Source organism: Ensifer sp. LC163 (genome assembly GCF_001695855.1).
GTDB lineage: Bacteria > Pseudomonadota > Alphaproteobacteria > Rhizobiales > Rhizobiaceae > Ensifer.
On sequence record NZ_MBSS01000010.1, the window covers coordinates 70308 to 90049 of the forward strand.

A 19742-nucleotide genomic window follows, 5' to 3' on the forward strand; every position below is an offset into this window, starting at 1 on the left:
GCGCTGTGCGAGTCGCTGTCACCTGCCATCATTGCCGGGATTAGCGGCCGGCGCCGACAAACGCAAGTTCGACACCGCGCACGCCAATCACGACACGTTTTGCGCGATCCTGACGATCGCTGTGGATCAGACGCCCGATCACCTGATCGTGGCGCGACAAGTCATCACCTTGACTCATTTCTGCGTGTAAAGCCAAATTGAAGAGACGCACCGTAATCTTGAGCAAAGAAATGACCCCCGCGCGATTTACCCAATGCCTGCTTGCCCTTCGCTGGACACCCATCAATCTCGCAAGCGCCCTTCATTGCAATCTGGCGTGGATCGAGGCGATGGAAACGGGCGACGAAAAGGTACCGGCGGAACTGGCGACCTGGCTCGAAACGCTGGCAACGGCCCATGAGACACTGGGCATCCCCGTGGCCTATCGCGGCAAGGGGCTGGAGCGGGCGACCAGCCGCGCTGCGCGGCGCTAGCAATCGCCGGCGCCGAGTCTGGCTGCGGCGCAGAATTTCCGCGCGGCGATTGCGCGTGTTCGGCTTCAAAGAGCTTCGCGGCAGCAACATCGCCAGAGGTGTATGGAGCTCGGGCCGGAACGTGGTGTATCTTCGGGCACGGCGCCAGCTTAAAAAGACCGCTTCCGTCACTGCCGCTAAACCCGCGTGATTTGATACAAGAGAAATGGTCCCGGCGTTGATACACCGGCTCATCGTCAAGTGCAGTTCTGCGACTCCCTACAACTCGATCTGGTAAGCGCATTCGCCTCAGGGCGGTCGTGTCGAAGACTGCCGCTTGATCGGGAATATGCGCTTCGATGCTGTAGATCTGAATAATTTTGACGGGCCGATCGTGTCAACTTACGAGGGCGAATTACCTAGTTGTTCTGGCTAAGGACACCCTATAGCGGTGGACTTCGTGCCTGGTCGATCGCTCGGCGCTGGCGCTCCGCGCTTGCCTCCTCTGCTTTGTAGGCACCGGTGACGCGCTGAAGCGCGAGCAAACGATGGCGCATTGCGTCAAATGCGGCCCGCTGCGATTTCGGCACCATTTTATTCACGTCCCTGTCGCCGCGGGCGAATGCTCCCGGTCCGAAACGTGCATCGAGCGCCTTGCAGACGGTCGTGAACTCGGAACGGATATCCGGATTAATCGCCCGAACGTTCCAAGCCAGATGCTTCGCATTCTTCTCTGTCTGTCTCGTCAAGCGACGGAGTTCGCTCTCGGCTTCTTTGGTCAACCCTGGTATAGCGACACTCATGCGGCTTCGTTCAGCGCTTACTGCCAGCAGCTCCGCCTCGTAGGCGGCAGTGTAGGAGCGCGCCATGCCGCGAATGCTGGCGGTGGCAGTATTGAGGGACTGCAATGCTTCCCGGCGCTCTCGTCCCTCTGCCAGGAGCCTGTCCCAGAGCCGGTCCGAGCCACGCAATGCGCCATAGGCGGCGGGATCGGCGACAACGGCATGGACAATGCGCTCGGGGTCGATCTTCACTGCTATAAGGCTTTCGATCGTCGCGACCGCGGCGGCCGGATCGCGCCAGATCCGAACTGCATCCCGGCCGAATACGGCCCTCTCCTGCCGGTAATGCTCGGCCTCCACCGCCCTGAGCCGCGCCTCATCCTCCACACCGTTCTTGAATTCGGTTACAGCTGGCAACATTGGCAAGCGCCCGACCGCATACTGCGGGGCATATGCTGCCGGAGCGATGAGTTGGGCGGGCTTGCGTTTTTCGATCATGCGCTGCTGTGCCGCAAAACGTCTAACGACCGAAAATAGCGCAGTCAGTTCGACCTTCGTTTCCTCCACCATGCTTTCCGGCATACGCATCGCCGTGTCGCGCTTAGCGAATCCATCTGCCTTATCGGAAAACGCAAGCCACCCGAACCTACGGGTTAGGGCCTCGTCGATGGCCTTGACCTCTTGGACAACTGAGCGATCTTCCGTGGCGATCCGGAAAGCGGACCGAAAAGCGCCATCGCCCCCTTTCTCCCCGGCTGCTTCGATCTCCAGAAGTCGCGCTCTTGCATTTTTTGAAAGTGCCGGAACGGAGAAGCCCATATGCAATCTGCGCATTCGCTCGCGGTTGAGGAAGCGTCCTTCTTGTCTGCGAAACTCTGTCGCACGAGCTCGTGCCAAGAGCGCGAGCTCTGGCACAGCTGACAATGCCGCCGCTCTCTCTTTCCTGGCCGCTAGACCGTCGACAAGGTTATCGGCGCCACGCAGGTTCCCGAGTGCTTTCGGCGTCCGAGCAAGCCCGTCTGCAATCAGCTGCGGATCCTTGGCGGTATTCGAGGATTGTTCGTTTAACCGCGCAAGCGCGGCTACCGGATCGCGGTAAATCCGCTTGAGCAAAGGCATGATGATTGCCCCCCGCTCCGCCCAGGCAGATGATGCGAGATGCGCAAGACGTGCATCCTCCTCGAGTGTCCGCGAGAACGAAATCGTTGCCGGGAGTAATTCCGGATCACCATCCCTACGGATCTTAGTAGGCTGGCGCGTGGCGGCACCACTGCTTGCCTCAATGCGTTCGGATTGATCAATCGCCGTATCAAGCGCGGCGTTGGCACGCTGCCATAGCCGGACCACACGACCACGCTGATCGGAAACCCAACTCAATGTCCGAGTGGCTTTCTCAACCAGACTCCAGCCGGACACAACCTCAATCCCGCGGCGCTGCGCGAAGTCGTCTGCCAGTGATCGGTATGCATCCTCCGTCACGTAATCGAGCGTCGTCGTTTTTCTGCCCGAACGCGAGAGCCGTCTAACCAGCTGCAGGAATAGGTCCGGCAAACGGTTTTCTTTGGCAATTCGGAGTTGTCGGTCGCATGCCTTCTCGATCAAATCCGCCGTCCAGACGTTGCGCTCGACAACACGCACTTCGAAGCGCCTTATGCCAGCAGTGATGACCGGAACCTTGACCGTGACTTTTTCTGTCCCGTCCTTTCGAAGCATTACGGTATCGCCGACCTGCACTCCGCCATCCTTTAGCGCCTTCGGCAGGCTGACGCCCCACAGTCGATGGGTCATTCCATCTTCAATACTAAGATCGGCATAGGGGCTTGGACCTAAATCGTCTCGCGGTCGAAACTTCGCAAAACCTGTTTCGACAAGCTCGCCGGTAACCCCGTCTGTGTAGTCGGCACGCGGCGGTCTGTCGCATTCCGGCCTTCGCTGGAAATCCTCCGCCGCTGCATAAAGATCGGCGCGATCGCGGTGGCGGGTCATCGCGACATACGTCAGATGCTGGTCCATCATGCCGCTCGCCAGCACGAAGGCGCGATTAAAGGTCGAACCCTGGCTTTTGTGGATGGTGGCTGCGTAACCATGATCGACATTGCGATAGGTGTTCTCGGCAAAAAACACCTCGCGTCCATTGTCGAGCCGGACCGTGAGCAGCGCCGTCCCACTTCCAGCTGCCGTCGAGCGAACCGTCCCGAGCATGCCGTTCCTCACGTGCTGAACGGTAAGGTTCTTGGCATGTGGCGCGACGAACCGGGCATTTTCGAGAAAGATGATCCGGTCACCAACCGCAAATTCCCGCATACCGCGCTCGGTCAGGAACGGCCTGCCGTCCGACAACAATCCGTCCGTCGAAAGCAAATTGCGAATAGAACGGTTCAGCACTTCTACGTCGTCATTGGTATGCGCGAGCACAATCAATTCGTCACCACGAAGTTCGCGACCTTCCGCCTCCGCTTTCGCTACCAATTTGCGATGTGCATCTGTCCAGTCTCCGACAATGCGCTCGATGGCACCCTGACGAGTCTGGGCGCAAACGATATGTCCGCGTTCGCCATAAGCGGCAAGCGCAGCTTTCAGATCGCCGCGGGCAAATTGCTTGGAAGCAGTACGCGCCCATTCCTCTTTCTGCCGCCGGACTCCGGCCAGCTCCGCTGAGCTGATGCGCTCGACAATCGCCCGGAAAGCCGCACCTGCCTGAATCGGCTGAAGCTGCATCGGATCGCCAATGAGCACAGCCTTTGCACCCGCATCCTCGATGCGTTTCAGCAAACTTCCCATCTGTTGTGACGACACCATTCCGGCCTCGTCTACGACCAGCACATCACCTTTTTTGAGGAGATCGTTTCCTCGCCCCCAGGCACACTCCCAGGAGGCGATGGTGCGGGCGCGAATGCCGGAGCTTTCCTCCAATCCCTCAGCAGCCTTGCCGGCGAGTGCCGCACCTACGACACGCCGCCCCTCCATTTCCCAAACGGTACGGGCGGCACTCAACATTGTCGATTTACCGGCGCCGGCCACACCGACGACCGCAGCAATGGCGCCACCCGCGGTAACATGCCGGACGGCATCGATTTGCTCTGCGGCGAGCCGAACAACTCCGGCAGAACTTTCGGATCCAATTGATGCAACGGCGGCGTCAACACAGGACTTCGAGACACCGAAGCCTTTCATCTTTGACAACTTAATTGCCACGCGTGCCATTTCATATTCGATTCTGACCAGAGCGCGCGTGGTGAACACCGCCGGCCGCTCGACTTTGCAGGTTTCGCTATTTAGCCGCTGCGGCTGCAGTATCACCAGATCGTCCGATGCCATCAGTCTGGCGCGTACATTGGCAAAGACGATCGGATCGTCGATATAACGATGAAGCGCGCGTGCGATGTCTCTCTCGTTAAATGTCGATCGCTCGCTGGTGAGTTGCTTGAGCAACAAGGTCGGATCATCCGTGAGCCGGTCGGCAATCTCATAGCGCCTGGCCAATGCCGTCGGTGAAAAATAAGTTTCGATGCCTTTACGAACAAGCGCAGCACGGTCTGGTCCGAAATGCCGCTGCTCCAATCCGCGAAGTCCTTGTTCATCGTAGGAACGACCATCAAGGTGTAAGTCGTAACCGGCAAGCGCTAGATGACGGCTTGCCGTTTCCGCCCAGGCGACCTTCCACTTCTTCATCGCATCCTTGTCGCCTGCCCACAGCCGATAGACGATTTTCCCCTCAGGTCGGTCGGGCGTTTTGACGCGTACCGGCTGACCGTCGTCGCCGAAGATCGCGACTTTCTTCGGCCCGAACCCCTCCTCGGCCAAAGGGCGTAGCGTTGCCATGATATGGATATGCGGATTGCCGTCCTTGTCGTGATAAACCCAATCGGCAACCATTCCTCGCGACGTAAGGTTCTCGCGCACAAAGTCGCGCACAAGTTCTATGTTCTCCTTGCGGCTTAATTCCACCGGAAGTGCGAGAATGATCTCGCGAGCAAGCTGCGCATCGCAGCGCGTCTCGAAACGGTCGACCGCGTTCCAGAGCGCCTTACTGGCATCAGCGATCGTGCGCCCATCTATGGCCGCCTTCAGCCATGCGGGGGTCTCGGCGGGCAAAGCAAGCTCTTCATGCACCAGCTCCGCAGCCCCGCCATAGTACCGGAATTCCTTACCGATCTGTTCGTCCACCATCTTGGTGCGATGACGATAGGCCGCTGCAGAGATGATGCTGCGGCCGGCACCCCGGCTGATCACCTGAGCCCTCACAAACATGATAGCCAAATTTGCTCGAACTCCTCTTCTAAACGCGTCGCAACCGCGACGTATATTGCGCCATTCGCCGAGAAGGCTGCATTCCTCAACGATTTTAGGTTCAGAATTTCATTTTCCTACCTCATTCCAAAGGATTTGACTATCATAAACATGATAGTATTATTGTGGCTCGTCGCAGACAAAGGAAGGACGAGACGTGCGCGCAAAAACAACCATCTCTGAAATCGACGCTCAGATCGAAACACTGCGGGCGAGACGCAAAAGCCTGCTGGTTAAAGCCGGCGAGCGCTTCGCCCGGGTGGCGCAGAAAGCCGGCCTCGCCGAACTCGATATTCCCGACAGCGAGCTCGACGCCATTTTCGCAGAGATCGTCGCGCGATTTCGCGAAAGGGTCCAACAATCCGCTGGTCCAACCGCTTAGGCGGCTGGACCAGCGGATTGTATTTCTCGAACGGAAGCGGCAACGCAGGATGACGCAAGAGCGCAAGCGCGAAACCCGCGAGAAGATCATCCTCGGCGGATTAATCATCAAGGCAGGCTTAAGGAACGCCGATCGGGCGTTCCTGCTGGGCGCGCTGATCGAGGCGAGCCGGGTACCAATCGGGGCGGTGGAGCATGATCGGCTGTGCGCACTCGGTACGGAGGCCTTTCGGGCGGAGGCCCGCGCACTGACGAAGCTATAAGGAAAGGGTGCGGGATGACGGCGAAGCGACGGTTCAGCCCAATAATCCTGCTGGCAATCGTGCCAATAGCAGTGAGCGTTACGACACTACTTATCACAGCATACAAATGGCCGACGATGGCGACTATGGTTGCGCCTGAGTATGCCTATTGGTTCATGCGTGCGTCGCCGATCCCCAATCTTTTCTTTGGACCGATTTCGGGGCTCATTACTGTGGCCGTCTTGCCTCTGCACCGGCGCAGACCGATCGCACTTGTCAGTCTGATCACGTTTGTCTGCATTGGCGGATTTTACGCTGTGCGGGAGCACGTCCGGCTGTCCCCCTTCGTTCAGTCTGGAGTGATCACCTGGGCAGCTGCGTTTTCCTATCTGGATCTCTATGCAGCCGCAGGCGCAGTCGGTGGTTTTGCCATCGTGGCGATCTCCGCCCGTATGTCCATATTCGTCGGCGGACCGGTCAAACGAGCCCGGCATGGCACCTTCGGCGACGCTGATTGGCTGTCAATGTCAGCCGCCGCCACTCAGTTTCCGGCGGACGGCGAAATCGTCATTGGCGAGCGCTACCGGGTCGATCTGGAGACGATCCACAGTGTGCCATTTCGGCCTGACGACCGGTCAACCTGGGGGAAAGGCGGCAAGGCACCGTTGCTTACCTATAGGCAGGATTTCGATTCCACTCATATGCTGTTTTTCGCTGGCTCAGGTGGATACAAAACCACGAGCAACGTTATTCCGACAGCGTTGCGCTATACCGGACCGCTGATCTGCCTCGATCCCTCGACCGAAGTAGCGCCGATGGTTGTTACCCATCGGCGATCGAAGCTCAAACGAAACTGCATCATACTTAGCCCATCCAATCCCGCTTGGGGCTTCAACGTTCTCGACTGGATCGAAACCTCGAAATCCAAGGAAGAGGACATCGTCGCGGTTGCTCACATGCTTTTGTCGGAAAGCTCTCGGATCGAAACCTCGACGGGGTCATATTTCCAGAACCAGGCGCACAATCTTCTGACGGGTTTGCTGGCGCACGTGATGCTCTCTCCGGACTATGCCGGTCGACGCGATCTTCGCAGTCTGCGCCAAATCGTTTCCGAGCCCGAACCGTCTGTGCTGGCGATGTTGCGCGACATTCAGGAAACATCGCAATCGGCCTTTGTCCGCGAGACGCTGGGCGTCTTCACCAATATGACGGAACAGACTTTCAGTGGCGTCTATTCCACCGCGTCGAAGGATACACAATGGCTGTCGCTCGACGACTATGCCGCGCTCGTTTGCGGGGCGGCGTTCAAATCGGGCGATATCGTCAAGGGCGCGATCGACGTTTTCCTGAACATTCCCGCCTCAATCCTGCGCAGCTATCCGGGCATTGCCCGCGTCATCGTCGGCTCACTGATCAATGCCATGATCCAGGCCGATGGGGCCTTCGACCGCCGCGCACTCTTCATGCTCGATGAGATCGATCTGCTCGGCTTCATGCGCGTGCTCGAGGATGCCCGCGACTACGGCCGGAAATACGGCATCACGCTGATGTTGATGTATCAATCGGTCGGCCAGCTCGAAAAGCACTTTGGCCGTGATGGCGCGACCTCCTGGATCGATGGATGCGCCTTTGCATCCTATGCGGCGATCAAGGCGCTCGACACGGCCCGCAACGTTTCCGCTCAATGTGGTGAAATGACTGTTGAGGTCGAAGGCCGGTCCCGCAACATTGGCGGGAGCAGCTCCGACAAAGCTTCAAGGCGGTCAGAGAGTGTCAGCCTTCAGCGCAGACCGCTGATTATGCCGCACGAAATCATCCAGTCGATGCGCAAGGACGAGCAGATCATCATTGTGCAGGGTCACAGTCCGTTGCGTTGCGGACGGGCGATCTATTTCCGGAGAAAGGACATGAATGCGGTGGTCGAACCCAACCGGTTCGTCAAGGCAGCGGCGACTTGAACGATCGCTTTCTGTCGCCGCCCGACGATACGTCCGCAAGGTTGCGGTCGATGCAAGATAACGCACGGCCACTATTCTGGAGGCGGGCCATCGGCGTTGCGACGTACGAGTTCCTGACGTGCCGCTTCCAGTTCGACTTCGATCTGGTGGCGCTCCTCGGCGTCCGGGCAGTATTGCAATTCGGTGCGTTATCCTGACAGTCAATCGAAATTGTCACGGAGCCGGTCACGCCATGTACCTCGCACACGGGACGCAACTAATCGAGAGGCGGCTGCGCCGCCTCTCAGTTTCCGAAGTTGCTTTTATTTCGACGATCTATGCTTATCCTGAACGGCATAGTCCGGATGCAGTCGCCGAGTTTCGCCGTGGATGGCTCGGCCGGCGCGGACGGGGATGCCGGTTTCCTCTGTGATATCGCGCATTATCGGCGCTAGCGCGCCAAGTTCTTCGTCGGTCAATACGATCAACTCGGGATAGTCGACATAGACGCCGCTATCGTCGACCATCAAGGCGTTGATCCAGCGTCCACCGTTGATGCGGTATTCATACGTGTCATAATCGATCTCGACGTCATCCAGCAAACTGATGGCGAAGCGCCCGAAGATCTCGATCTCGCCCTCCAGCTGAGAGGCCGCGAACTCGTCGTCGGTAAGAACCTGGCGTTCCAATGCCATTACGGTCTGAATCCGATGGATAGTCGCCTCGAGTCCTTCAATCAGCCGGTCATGACGCTCTCGGGAGAAATCGTCAACGCAGGCGATGCGGCCTGCGACGGCGATGAGCCGGAAGCCGGCAAGCTTGGTATAAAGCATGAGGTTCTGTTCAGATGTCATAATGTGATCTCCTTCATCTTGATGACGGAGATCGGCCACTCTGTGGCAAAGAGGGGTCAAGGACCGCGAAGCGGCTTGCAAGCGGGGGAACCGATTTTGTCGCTTGCGGCAAAATTGGGGGAGACCGCGCCGTCCTTGACGCCGGATTTGCTGGAGTAAAATAGGACTTCAGAGAGAGAAGAGACCCGCGGACCCGAAGGGGACGCGTCCGCCTCCGGCGTAGCCGGCGGGGAGCACCGAGGGGTGAAACCCCTGGCAGGCAGACAGATCGGTTGATCCGGCCAGGCTGGCTCCTGTGGCCGGCAGCTGAGAGCTCGCTCCCTATTCGGGGGTCGGCTCTTTGGCGATCTGCCGGGTGAGGTCGGCGAGCGCCGCCTCAAGCTCGGCTTGGATATGGCAGCGCTCCGCCTGGTCGGGGCAATTGCGGAGTTCGGCGCGCAGTTCCTCGATGTGCTGTTCGATCGTCATCGTCATCTCCTTGAATTTGCGAAAGATGACGCCGTCGGTCATGAGGGGTCGGAAGGGGTCAAGGCTCGCGTCACGCGACCGGCGGAGCCGGCGCGCGGAGGAGCCGATTTTGTCTCTTGCGGCAAAATTGGAGGGGCCGCGCGGCCTTGAAGCGTTCCGGCCCCTCATGGCACGCTGAGGTTTCTGAGCAGATAGGGTGGGTTGGGTATGCCACCCAGAACATGCTGGCGACGGGCTGCCCTGGCCTTTTGACAAGATCCGGTTACAGCTTCACGATGTAGCATTTCGCCAATGTCGACAAGGAAACCGGGACCGCAGCCTGCCGACTACGGTCCCTTCTGGCTATTTACTCAGCTAGGCGACAATCCGGCTGGCTGCAGTAGCGACTTTGGCATAAGCGGTAATTGTCCGGTCCGCTTTAAAGGTGATGTCCCGTTCGACGCGCAGGCCAAGGCGACCACGAACGGATTGTATCTCCGAGAGAAGAACGGAACCGAGTTCGGGGAACCCGACGCCGAGGTCGCAGAGCCCGAAGAGCAGATCGGGGTCCTCCGGTTCGGCAGAGGCGATCAACCATGTGGCGGCCGCGTCGGGCGTGAACAGTTTGACGAGCGGAAGCGGATCGAAGTCTGGATCGCGTTGGAAGCGCCGACCGTTGGTGATGAGGGCCGTGCGGATTTCATCGGTGATGAGGCGCATTGGTATTCTCCAGGATGAAGGGGTTGGACGGAGAGGCCCCGCGATCACCGCGGGGCCGGCGTATGCGCCGCTCAGGCTGGATCGTTCCAGAGGATGACCTTGCGGTTCGCCTCGCCGCCGGGTGCAGGCGCGACATTGCCGAAGATCACGCCGATCTCGGGCGCTTCAAGCTTGACCGAGAGGTATTCCTCGCCGGTGCGCTGCGAGTTCCGGTACCAGGCGGCGCCGATCTCGAAGCCAGTGCGGCGGTGGATGATGCGATAGTCAGGGGCGCCTTCGCTTGCCTTCTGGGCATTCGGGATGAGGGCGATTGGGGCGTTGACCTTGATGGTGGCGAAGAGACCTTCGAGGGTGCCGTCGGTCTTTTCGGTAAGGGTTGCGATCGTGGTGGCCATGATGCTGTCTCCTTCGGTTACTCGGGAACCATTCCCGATGGCGCCCGAAGAAGGGGCCGAGCCGCAAGTGTCACCGCAGCGAAGCGGAGGGAAACCCCTTGCGGGTTGACACTGGACGCGGCCGGTCCCTTAGAAAGGCGACATCGAGAACGGGAATGGTTTCCGAGCGACCGATCGGGAGACGCGTGGTCCGTACCCGCATCGCATCCTAGCGTTCAAAACCGGCATTGGGGGTTGCACGAGGCTGGAATTTCATGAGCAACGCTATCGCCCGGAAATCATGCGGGGTTGGGAGGCCGCCGCGCGTTTCGTCATTAGCCGAGACAGCCGACGGACTGGCTCGCAAGATCCGCCAATGCCCGCGAGTTGCCTAAGATCACGCCGATCGTGCTTGCAGTGTGACCGAGAGGTCTTGCTCGCCGGTGTGCTGTAACCGGCATCCGCGGCCTCTATGAATACCCGATCGACAAGCGCAGACAGCTTCGTGCGTCGGAACAGACAACTGGCCCAGCGTGTCAATCGTCGATCCGAAATCCGACCTTCACAACCACCTGATAGTGCGCCACCGCGCCATCCTTGATGTGTCCCCGGATTTGATCGACCTCGAACCATTCGAGATTTCTCATGGTTTTCGAGGCCCGCATAATCGCCGTCTCGATCGCCTCGGTTAAAGAGACTTTCGAACTACCGATAAGTTCCACCTTCTTGTAGACATGGTCGCTCACGTTATCCTCCCATATTGGTTCAGGCTACGCTTGGCTTCAAAAGGGGCTCGTGGGCATCGCTCGACGGGATTGCTGCTCAATCGATCGGGCATCGTCACGCCGACAACGCTGCGTCAAAAGTCTGCTTGCATTGAAATGCACTGCTAAACACCAACGATCCGGCAATACCCGGTTGTTGTCAAACAATGTCAGAGGCGAAGGCTGCGCCGCGGCCAAGTGATCAATCGACCACAATTGACCCGGTGTTCACTGCGCCGCGCAACCTTAAAGACATGGAGAGCCGGCCGAGAGCATACGGCCCGGCGCTGCTGCGGCAGAAGGCACTACGCCGAGCGGCTTGACCATATCTCTGTCACCCGGAACTTCCCCTCTACCCGTTTGCATTGAATGACGACATCGACCAACATCTTCAAGAGGCTGCGGATATCGTCGCGTGCGAGGTCCTGCCCGCCGTCCGATTCCTTAACGAGAAGGGTCAACTGCTCAAACGCGAGGGCTGCCGAGTCAGCGTGCACTGTGGTGATGGACCCTGGATGCCCGGAGTTGATATTTCGGATGTAGTAGAAAGCCGTGCCGTCGCGCAGTTCCTGCAGCAGGACACGATCGGGACGCATCCGCAGGCTTGACTCCAGCAGTTCCTTGGGACCGATTTTCGCAAGGCCCTGTTCACCTTTCGAATAGAACAGCCGAACGTGGTTCGGTTGCGATATGACCAACTCGGCTGTGTCCTCGATTGTGATAATGCGCTCGAACGTCGGAATGTGCTGGATCAGCGCCTTCGACAGCGTGGTTTTACCCGACCCGGTCGCTCCGGAAACAATGATGTTCTTCCGGGCAAGAACCGATTGCTTCAGGAACGCCGCATAGTTTCCTGCTTTGTAAAGTTGCGACAGTCTTCTATCCGCATTGTCGGGTCGATCATATGCCGGCGCGGTCACGGCAAACAGCCCTGCTGCGTCGAGGCCGCTTAACGACAGAGACATCGATGAGGGTTTGCGAATGGTAATGCTAACCGTGCCTCTTGTTGTTGCCGGGGGGATAACGATCTGAATGCGCTCGTCGTCCGGAAGAGTTGCCGAAAGGATCGGCCTCGCCTCGTCGATCGCCTGATGCGAATGACTGGCAACCGCGCGGGCGAGACGCATCAGTCTGTCGAAGGTCAGTTCCGCAACGTCAAAGCGCGACCAGCCAGCGGTACCTTCGGCCAGGACTTCGCCCGGCCGGTTAATGACTACCTCATAGAGTGTGGGGTTTTGCAGCAACCCGGCGATCGGCTGGAGAAGCTGGCGCACGACAGGCGCATCGCACGTTCCTGTCACGCCCCTATCCTCATTTCGTTACCAAGCGCTCGCGTTTGCTGAAGTCGCCGAGGACGGAACGATCGAGAATAATGTTGCGTGGCTCTGTCACCAGCAATTCATAGATCGCGGAAAAATCGAGATCACGCGCCACGAAAATCGACACGAGCTCGCCCTGATGCTTGTTTAGCGTCGGGGCAATATTGATCGATTGCTCGACGGCGATCGCTGCCGCTTGTCTGCCGGCGCTCGTCGTACCCTCCGCGTCGACGTTCTGATCCTGTAATTGCCTTCCGGCAAAGCTCGCGACATCACCAACGATCGACAGGAGCAAAGCACTGCCGAAGCGCTCCCACCAATGGCTGTCGACATGACCGTCAAAACCGGCGCGACCGAGCGCATCGGTTGCGGGTGAAGCAAGCGCGATGATGACACCTGCTGGCGTTTTCGCACGGTTCCAGAGGACGAAGAGCCGCTTCTGGCCGCGCCGCAGACCGCCGCGGTATTCGCCGACAATCTGCGTGCCCTTCTCCATCAGCACCACACGGCCGTTATCCGAGAAGACGTCGCGATTGATGACACAGCTCGCGAAGCCAGGTTGGTCAGAAGACAGCGCCGTTTCGAGCACGCAAGGGATCGAAGTTCCCATCGCAACGATGTAGTTCCGGTTGCCGAGATGTCCGGCGCGCGAACCTTCGAGCCGTGTCGGCTTCAGCATGCGATCAAAACGCTGATCTTCGTTCTCGCCTACCTCGCCGCCAAGCGTGCCGTTAATGGGCAGATAGGTCGAAGCTTGATCCGGCGCTGACTGCGTGTATTCGGAACGGCGATCGATCCCTTGGCCGGCGCTGAAGGCCATGACGGGCGCTCGCCGGGCAGATTCCAGAAGCTCGTCCTTTTCGGGTTCGATGGGCGTTTCGGCGACAACCGGGGTTGGCAATTTGACTTCGGGTAATGGCTCCACCGTCTTCGGCTCCTCTTTTGCTGGCTCGAAGTCCGTTGCTTGCCGGATGACCACCCGCTCCTCACGATTGGCATTCGGGTCAAGGGTCTGCGAACGCATCTGCCACAGTCCGAAACCGATGAAGGCGAGGACAGCTGCGACAACGGCGCCGCGTCTGAGAGCAGGGTTGCTGTCGAATCCTTGGGGAAGCTGGGCATGTCCGCGTTCGCCGGGAATCGTCGTTGGAACATCGTCTGTCATTGTACGTCTCTTTGTGCTGTGTCCTCATATGGTGCCTTGACGACCCTCTCCACCGATGGGGATGTCGTATGTGTACCGGGGTTGTATCCGCCAAGAGTATGGGCTTCGTTGAAGACGCAGATCACATCCACTCCCTGACGCAGGATGAACTTGCGGCTGATGGCGTGAACGAGCACGAGACCACCGGAGACGGATTTCGGGACGAGACTTTCGGTTCCGTCGGAGTTCTCAAGATAGATTGCCGGGATCTCCCGATTGTCTGGGAAAACAAACGTTGTAAGTTTGCCGTTGTCGTAAACGGCCTGCGGTTCGATCGCGGCAGATCCTTGCACCGAATATTGCCAGTTGCGCGGGCCATATTGCTCATGGAGCGCCAAAACGTCATTTGCAGCGCCGGCTTTCTCGGCTAGGCCTCGGGCGTGCGCTTCCAGGCGCCGGCGCTGCGCCTCGTCGGCGGGATAGCGGTACTTGACATAGAAATAGGTATCTTGTCCGGCAGCAACGGAGCCGTCGCGCACCGTCAACTCCATCTGGTAACTGCGCTTGGAGCCATCCCGTCTTGTCGTGACTATGGAGATGTTGGTAATCGGCTGGTTCTCGCGGGGTTTTAGGAACAGAATATTTCCGGCCGGCGCCACCTCCCAGGCTACCGAATTGCCGAGCGCCACATGCGCGATCTCCTCATTGGGCGCAAACTCCACCTGCACCGACGAGCGCAGCGTGCCGACGATGCGGGTGATGTTGTAGGGCTGGTAGTTGACGAAACGAACACGGTTGTCCTGCTCGGCGCCGCTCGGAATATCGAGGGCCAAGGCGGGATGAAACACCGTGGTGACGGCGACAATGGCGGCAAAGACTGGCAATGAAATTGTCTTCAATTGATCGCCTCCGGATCTGCGCGATATTCACTGACGACGAAGCCAAGCGGATTGACCAGGCGGTCGGTCGAGGAGACCGGGGCGTTGACATACGAGTAAGTGATCGTCGCAACCCAATGGGTCGTGCGCACATCGTCTGCCCGGGTGATGGTGCTGAGAAAGCGCACCGACACGACGCTTGCGTTGATCAGGGAGATCGACTTGATCGTGACTTTCGCCGTCGAACCGCGCCCGTAGACATTTTGTGGGGAGTTGGGATTGCTGCCGCGGTAAAGGGTGGCAAAGCGCATCTGCTCGGGTTGCGCCGACAGGAGGGAGACCGTCTCGAAATTCTCCTTAGCCTCCGACCAAACATAGCCTTCGCGCGCCCTGACATAGCGCGCAGCAAAATACTTGGTCACCGCTTCGTCGTAGCTTGCAGCCCCCGAGGTCAGGGCCGACACCACGTCGACAATCCCGGTCGAGTTGTCGACACGCACGACGAATGGCACCGCCGTCTTCAATGGCGCGAGCGCGGCGACTGCAAAGACAGCGGCGCTGGCAACGAAGCTCGCAACAATCGCAATAACCCAGGCAATTCGTGCCGAACGCTCGACGCTTATCAAGCGATCATGATCGAAGCGGCGCGCCCTGTCGAAATACGCCTTCAAACCATCGGAGGTGATCATTGGCGCCCCAGCTCGCCTGCGCATTTGCGATAGGATGCGCGTTCGTCAAACTCCTCGAAGGCAGCGGGACCTCGCTCTTCAAGCAAGTAACCGAGCGGTTTGGCAGCACGTTGTTTGCCGCCCTCCCATTGCCACATTGAACGGTTGAGCGGGCGTTTGGCGTATCCATCGCATTTTGGGAGATGAGAAGTCATGGTGTTGCATCCGCTGACCAGGGCCAACAATAAGAGGCAGGAGACAGTTCGCGGCATATCGAGCGGTATCCCTTGTTCATCCATTAAGGGGGCGCAGCGCCGTTGAGGCACCTTGCTGGAAGAGCATTGGCAGGATCACGACGTGTCGTGTGCCGACAAGCTGCGTACGGCGGCGCGCATGCCGCGCCGCGCGGTGCGCTGGACGGCTGCGGCTGCGGAGATGAGCGTACTGTCATGAGCGTCGCGTGCCACAGAGTAGCCATAGGTGAGCGACGCACCGCCGGCAGCAAGGGATGCTGCGATACCGGGGAGCTGATAAAAGACATAGAGGCTTGCGATCCCAATGGCTCCGATCGCTATCGGCCGCATCAAGACGTCCTCATAGGCTTCGACCGTGGTGAACGACGTGTCGAGGGTCGTGATCAGGAGCGAGCCGACCGCAACGACCAGGATCTGTAAGATGACGTAATTGACCAGCTGACTGATCCAGGCTTCGGTGAAGCGCCGCGTGCTGTGAAACATCGCCAGTGCAATGAAAATGGGACCGAGTGCCAGAATGATTGCGAGTGCGACGCGGGCATAGAGGGAGACGATATAGCCGATGGCAGCGACGATGAATGTAATGACGACCATCAAGAGACCACCGAACGCGGTCGCGATGTCGAGCGGCCAAGAGCTTCTGTTCCAGATTTGGTTGGCCGACGCCTGCCCCTTGTCGAGCAGCGCATCAAATGTCGAAGCACTCGGTACGGTGCCGGTGTTGAGTGCGGTGGAGATTTCCTGCGGCAGACTGGTGAAGAATAGATCAGTTACAAACACACGATAGTCCGCAGCATTGCGCACGAGCATCACCAAGATGCCGAGCTTGATCGCGCGGTAGGCAAACTCCAGAACAGGCGCCTCAATCGACCCTCTGAGGACCAGATAGCCATAGAGGACGACATAGAGCACGAGAGCCACCGTCAGCGGCCCCGCCACCCACGTGCTGATGTTGGATGTTCCGGAAGAAATGAAACTCTCAAGCGGAGCCTTGAACTGATTGTCAAGGAAAGCAAAGACCTGGTACATCCGCCCTAGCCCCCAAGCGCCTTGTTCATTCGCTCGAGCCGGCCTTTGCCATCGGCCGCCTCGGCGAAGAGGTTCAAGTCGGTGAGAACCGGTTCGCCGTGCGAACAGGCGGCCAGCAACAGCAGACGGGTCAATATCGACTTTGTCATTTGAGCGCGGCTCCCATTGCGTCCATCCGTTTGCGCCAGTCTTCTGCCTGGCGTTGCAGATCAACCTGAACCTGTGCTTGCTGGATCATCTGCAGCGCCTGCATGCGCAGGGTGTCCGTCTCGAGGAAGGCGGTCTCGGCAAGCAGCCGCGCCTGAAGGTCTGCTATGTCCTTGGCGTCGCCGGCCGCGGCAATCTGTTTGCGCAACTCGTCGATGCCGTCGATGCGCCTGGTTGCTGCGTCATAGATCTGCTGCCCGAGGCTCATCTGACCGGCGTTGCGGCTCTGCATGCGAGCAAGTTCTGAGGTGTAGAAATCGTTGGCGCTGGTTTTATAGATGCTGTTGTTATCCAGGAATTTCGTGGCGGAATCGCCAAAGGCGCCGGCGCCTGTGCCCTGTAGCAACCCTTGGACCGCTGAGAAATCGTGGGGTAGCGCGTTGCGGATCGCCGGATCGTTCAAGATGGTTGCGATATCAGCCATATCGGTCAGCTTGTTCAGGGAGCCGTAAAGCTGCTGGGCCTGATCAAGCTGCGCCTTCATCGTGTCCAGCTGCTTGGTCAACTGGCCTATGCTCTCTATCTGCTTGGCGATTGCAGCGTTGTCGACAACCGGGATCCCCTGCCCTGAGGCCCCTGCTGCATAAAGTGCGACGGCTGCAGCGATCATCACTGTCTTCATCCGGATCATGAGCTTGTACTCCTCATTTGCTGGAACAGCGGCAACCAGACGGACGGATCGTCTCCCACGTCTGCACGGATGCGATCCGCCAGTTCGACATTGGCCGTGCGCCCGGACAACACGGCGAGTTCATCGTCGAAGCCTGCGAGATTGAGTTCGGCGACAACACTGTTGTGGCCCTGCTTGACGATAAACCGTCTGGCATCGTTGGAGAGCGCGCGCGATATCAGTTCGAACTCGCGTTCCGTCAGCTTGAAACCATCGACATAATCGGCATGACTTCCACGCGCATTCGGCATGAACAGCTGTGTCGGGCATTGCTCGATGATCGTATGTGCAATCGGTGAACCGATAGCGTCGCGTGGGCTTTGCGTGGCAAACACCATCAATCCGTTCTGCTTGCGTATCGTCTTCAGTTTGTTTTGAGCAAGGTCGCGGAAGGCCTCGTCGGCAAGCGCTTTCCAGAATTCGTCGATGACGATGATGATCCGCCGGCCGTCGATCAACTGCTCGACCCGATAAAACAGATAGGCCATCAGTGGCGTGCGGATTTCCTCATTGTCGAGGAAATGAGTCATGTCATAGCCGATGAACTTCGCGCCGATTCCTATGTCGTCGGCCTCATTGTCGAACACCCAGCCAAGCGGCCCCCCTTTTTCCCAGCGACGCAGGCGCGCCGCTATGCCCTCGGGATCGGTGTTGTCGAGGAAAGCGCGCAACGCCCCAATGGTTCGCTCATCCCGCGAAAGGTCGGCAATTCCGTCGATGGCGCCGGCAATATCGCGAACTTCGGTGACGGAGAGCTCACGCTGTTTCGAGCCGACGAGCTTCGCGATCCATTGGGACAGAAAGACCTTGTTTTGCGGCGTGGGTTCAAGGCCTTTAAGTGGTGCGCATCCGGTCGGAGTACCATTTCGCAGAGGCAGATAAATCCCGCCTGCGGCGCGCACGAACAGATCGGCGCCGCGGTCCTTATCGAAGAAGACAATATGCGGATCGTGCTTCTGCAACTGCGAGAGCATGAAGTTGACGACGACGGTTTTGCCCGATCCTGTCGGTCCGCAGACGAAAGTATTGCCGAGATCGCCATGGTGGAAGTTGAAATAGAACGGCGATCCGGACGCCGTTTTCAGGAGAGCGACGGCGGGGCCCCATTCGTTGCCGTGCTTCTGACCGCGGGGATAGGAATGGAACGGAGAAAGGGCGGCGAAATTTTTGGACGTGATTGCGCCAGAGCGGGCTCGATAGCGAAAATTGCCCGGAAGCTGCGCCCACCAGGCCGCTTCGAGCCCGAGATCCTCACGGGCAACGACTGCACCCCCATTGGTGAGGTGCGCGCGCGACTTTGCGAGATTGTCATTGAGTTCTGTCACAGATGGCGCAAAGACTGCGAGCGTCAGATGATGTTCGCCTAGGGCGAACCGGTTTGATTCCAGATCGTCGAGGGCGTCTGCAAGCTCGTGCAGTTGTGAATTTGCCCTGTCGCCGGCGCTGACCATCTGGTTCTGCTTGCGCCCCATGATCACCTTGGCGTCGGCTTTGCTGACAAAGACGAATGACTGAGAGAGAATGAGCTCGAACGGTGCCGTCAGCAGGCCATCAAGCATGCCAGTGCGGGTACGCGCCGGGTACTCCTTAAACCCGAACATGCCGGCGAAACGGCTCGCCGCTTCGTGTCGTATCTCGGCGGTTTCCCGGCCAATGATGACCCGGTCGGAGTAGATCGCTGAAGAAATGCGCCCTTCCGTAAGCGGGATCGGCTCTCGCCTGCCGCCGACAAGTTGATGGAGCACCTCACTCGGCTCGGAAAAGACAATGCCGTCGCGCTCATAGATGGACAAAATCCGCGGCGCGAACCGCGCCAAGCCGGCTGAGACGTTGGTTGTCACGTCGACCAGATGTTTGAGGGCCTGGCGATCAAGTTCGAAGCCAGTGGCCCGTGCCCTCTTTAGCCTCGTCAGCAGCGATGTGATCCTGCGGGCAGGACGGCGGGCCGGATGCCACACCAGCGTCAGATAGAGATCGTTGCGGAAGAGATCCTCGTCAACCATCCTGGCGCGGTATCTTCGATTGAGACTGTCGGAGAAGGCATTGGCATAAACGCCCTGCGGGTAGTCATTGTCGCGCCGGCGGATGACATGTGCCCATAGCGCCAGCCGCTCGTCGGCGATGTTGCGATAGAGCGTGTTGAGATCGCGGTGAAATGCATTGATATCGAGGGGATCGGCAGTTTCAAAAGCGATGCCTTCAAGGGCGATGACCGTCATCAAAGCGCGAGAATCGAGGCCAATGACGGTCTCGTCGATGTGACGGACGTAGGGAATGAAGGTTTCCGGTTCCAGCTCGCGGGCTTTGAACTTAGCAAGACTAGGCAAGGT

19 protein-coding genes are annotated in these 19742 nt (G+C 58.8%); 4 read left to right on the forward strand and 15 right to left on the reverse strand.

Annotation, left to right across the window (positions count from 1 at the left end; genetic code table 11):
- Positions 1–40: 40 nt before the first annotated feature.
- On the reverse strand, positions 41–226 hold the full coding sequence (locus BC360_RS31405) for a hypothetical protein (RefSeq protein WP_139109965.1): 186 nt from the start codon (positions 224–226) through the stop codon (positions 41–43).
- Positions 227–230: 4 nt separating this feature from the next.
- On the opposite strand from BC360_RS31405, the gene BC360_RS09000 reads away from it, so the two are divergent.
- Positions 231–473 carry a hypothetical protein gene (locus tag BC360_RS09000; RefSeq protein WP_065794971.1) on the forward strand — a complete coding sequence of 81 codons (243 nt, stop codon included), beginning with the start codon at positions 231–233 and terminating at the stop codon, positions 471–473.
- Between the two features lie 422 nt (positions 474–895).
- Here the strand turns inward: BC360_RS09000 and traA are convergent, their stop codons facing one another.
- A complete protein-coding gene (gene traA / locus BC360_RS09005; RefSeq protein ID WP_065794972.1) occupies positions 896–5494 on the reverse strand; it encodes a Ti-type conjugative transfer relaxase TraA in 4599 nt (1532 codons plus the stop codon).
- A 187-nt stretch (positions 5495–5681) separates the two neighbouring features.
- Between traA and BC360_RS09010 the strand changes: the two genes are divergently transcribed.
- Genes BC360_RS09010 through traG form a run of 3 tightly spaced genes read left to right on the forward strand, consistent with a single transcriptional unit; the run spans position 5682 to position 8105 of the window.
- Positions 5682–5906, forward strand: a complete 225-nt coding sequence (locus BC360_RS09010) for a TraC family protein (RefSeq protein ID WP_065783552.1) — start codon at positions 5682–5684, stop codon at positions 5904–5906.
- Positions 5907–5955: 49 nt separating this feature from the next.
- On the forward strand, positions 5956–6168 hold the full coding sequence (locus tag BC360_RS09015; protein ID WP_065783551.1) for a conjugal transfer protein TraD: 213 nt from the start codon (positions 5956–5958) through the stop codon (positions 6166–6168).
- Between the two features lie 14 nt (positions 6169–6182).
- Positions 6183–8105: a Ti-type conjugative transfer system protein TraG gene (gene traG / locus BC360_RS09020; protein WP_065794973.1), complete on the forward strand. Its 1923-nt coding sequence runs from the start codon at positions 6183–6185 to the stop codon at positions 8103–8105.
- 302 nt (positions 8106–8407) lie between these two features.
- Here traG and BC360_RS09030 read toward each other — a convergent pair whose 3' ends face one another.
- The 13 genes from BC360_RS09030 to BC360_RS09085 all read right to left on the reverse strand — a co-directional run bounded on the left by BC360_RS09030 (position 8408) and on the right by BC360_RS09085 (position 19739).
- On the reverse strand, positions 8408–8938 hold the full coding sequence (locus tag BC360_RS09030; protein ID WP_065794974.1) for a hypothetical protein: 531 nt from the start codon (positions 8936–8938) through the stop codon (positions 8408–8410).
- Between the two features lie 321 nt (positions 8939–9259).
- Positions 9260–9406 carry a hypothetical protein gene (locus tag BC360_RS32325; RefSeq protein ID WP_167590817.1) on the reverse strand — a complete coding sequence of 49 codons (147 nt, stop codon included), beginning with the start codon at positions 9404–9406 and terminating at the stop codon, positions 9260–9262.
- A gap of 354 nt (positions 9407–9760) precedes the next feature.
- A complete protein-coding gene (locus tag BC360_RS09040; protein WP_065784423.1) occupies positions 9761–10105 on the reverse strand; it encodes a DUF2958 domain-containing protein in 345 nt (114 codons plus the stop codon).
- 71 nt (positions 10106–10176) lie between these two features.
- Positions 10177–10500, reverse strand: coding sequence for a DUF736 domain-containing protein (locus BC360_RS09045; protein ID WP_065784424.1), 324 nt, complete (start codon positions 10498–10500; stop codon positions 10177–10179).
- Positions 10501–11015: 515 nt separating this feature from the next.
- Positions 11016–11225: a dodecin gene (locus BC360_RS09050; protein WP_065784425.1), complete on the reverse strand. Its 210-nt coding sequence runs from the start codon at positions 11223–11225 to the stop codon at positions 11016–11018.
- 323 nt (positions 11226–11548) lie between these two features.
- A complete protein-coding gene (virB11, locus tag BC360_RS09055) occupies positions 11549–12544 on the reverse strand; it encodes a P-type DNA transfer ATPase VirB11 (RefSeq protein ID WP_065794975.1) in 996 nt (331 codons plus the stop codon).
- A gap of 10 nt (positions 12545–12554) precedes the next feature.
- A complete protein-coding gene (gene virB10 / locus BC360_RS09060) occupies positions 12555–13727 on the reverse strand; it encodes a type IV secretion system protein VirB10 (protein WP_065794976.1) in 1173 nt (390 codons plus the stop codon).
- Positions 13724–14596, reverse strand: coding sequence for a P-type conjugative transfer protein VirB9 (gene virB9 / locus BC360_RS09065; RefSeq protein WP_065795031.1), 873 nt, complete (start codon positions 14594–14596; stop codon positions 13724–13726). Before virB9 ends, virB10 begins: the two co-directional genes overlap by 4 nt.
- Positions 14597–14601: 5 nt before the next feature.
- Entirely contained in the window at positions 14602–15273 is a 672-nt protein-coding gene (locus BC360_RS09070; RefSeq protein ID WP_065794977.1) for a virB8 family protein, read from the reverse strand.
- Positions 15274–15602: 329 nt separating this feature from the next.
- Complete coding sequence (locus tag BC360_RS09075) at positions 15603–16535, reverse strand: type IV secretion system protein (protein ID WP_065794978.1); 933 nt, start codon at positions 16533–16535, stop codon at positions 15603–15605.
- Between the two features lie 5 nt (positions 16536–16540).
- On the reverse strand, positions 16541–16684 hold the full coding sequence (locus BC360_RS32115; RefSeq protein WP_161491369.1) for a hypothetical protein: 144 nt from the start codon (positions 16682–16684) through the stop codon (positions 16541–16543).
- Complete coding sequence (gene virB5 / locus BC360_RS09080) at positions 16681–17373, reverse strand: P-type DNA transfer protein VirB5 (protein ID WP_065794979.1); 693 nt, start codon at positions 17371–17373, stop codon at positions 16681–16683. The genes BC360_RS32115 and virB5 overlap by 4 nt, the downstream gene beginning before the upstream one ends.
- Positions 17370–19739 (reverse strand): VirB4 family type IV secretion/conjugal transfer ATPase, encoded by a 2370-nt coding sequence (locus tag BC360_RS09085; protein WP_065794980.1) that lies wholly within the window; start codon positions 19737–19739, stop codon positions 17370–17372. The genes virB5 and BC360_RS09085 overlap by 4 nt, the downstream gene beginning before the upstream one ends.
- Positions 19740–19742: the final 3 nt, after the last annotated feature.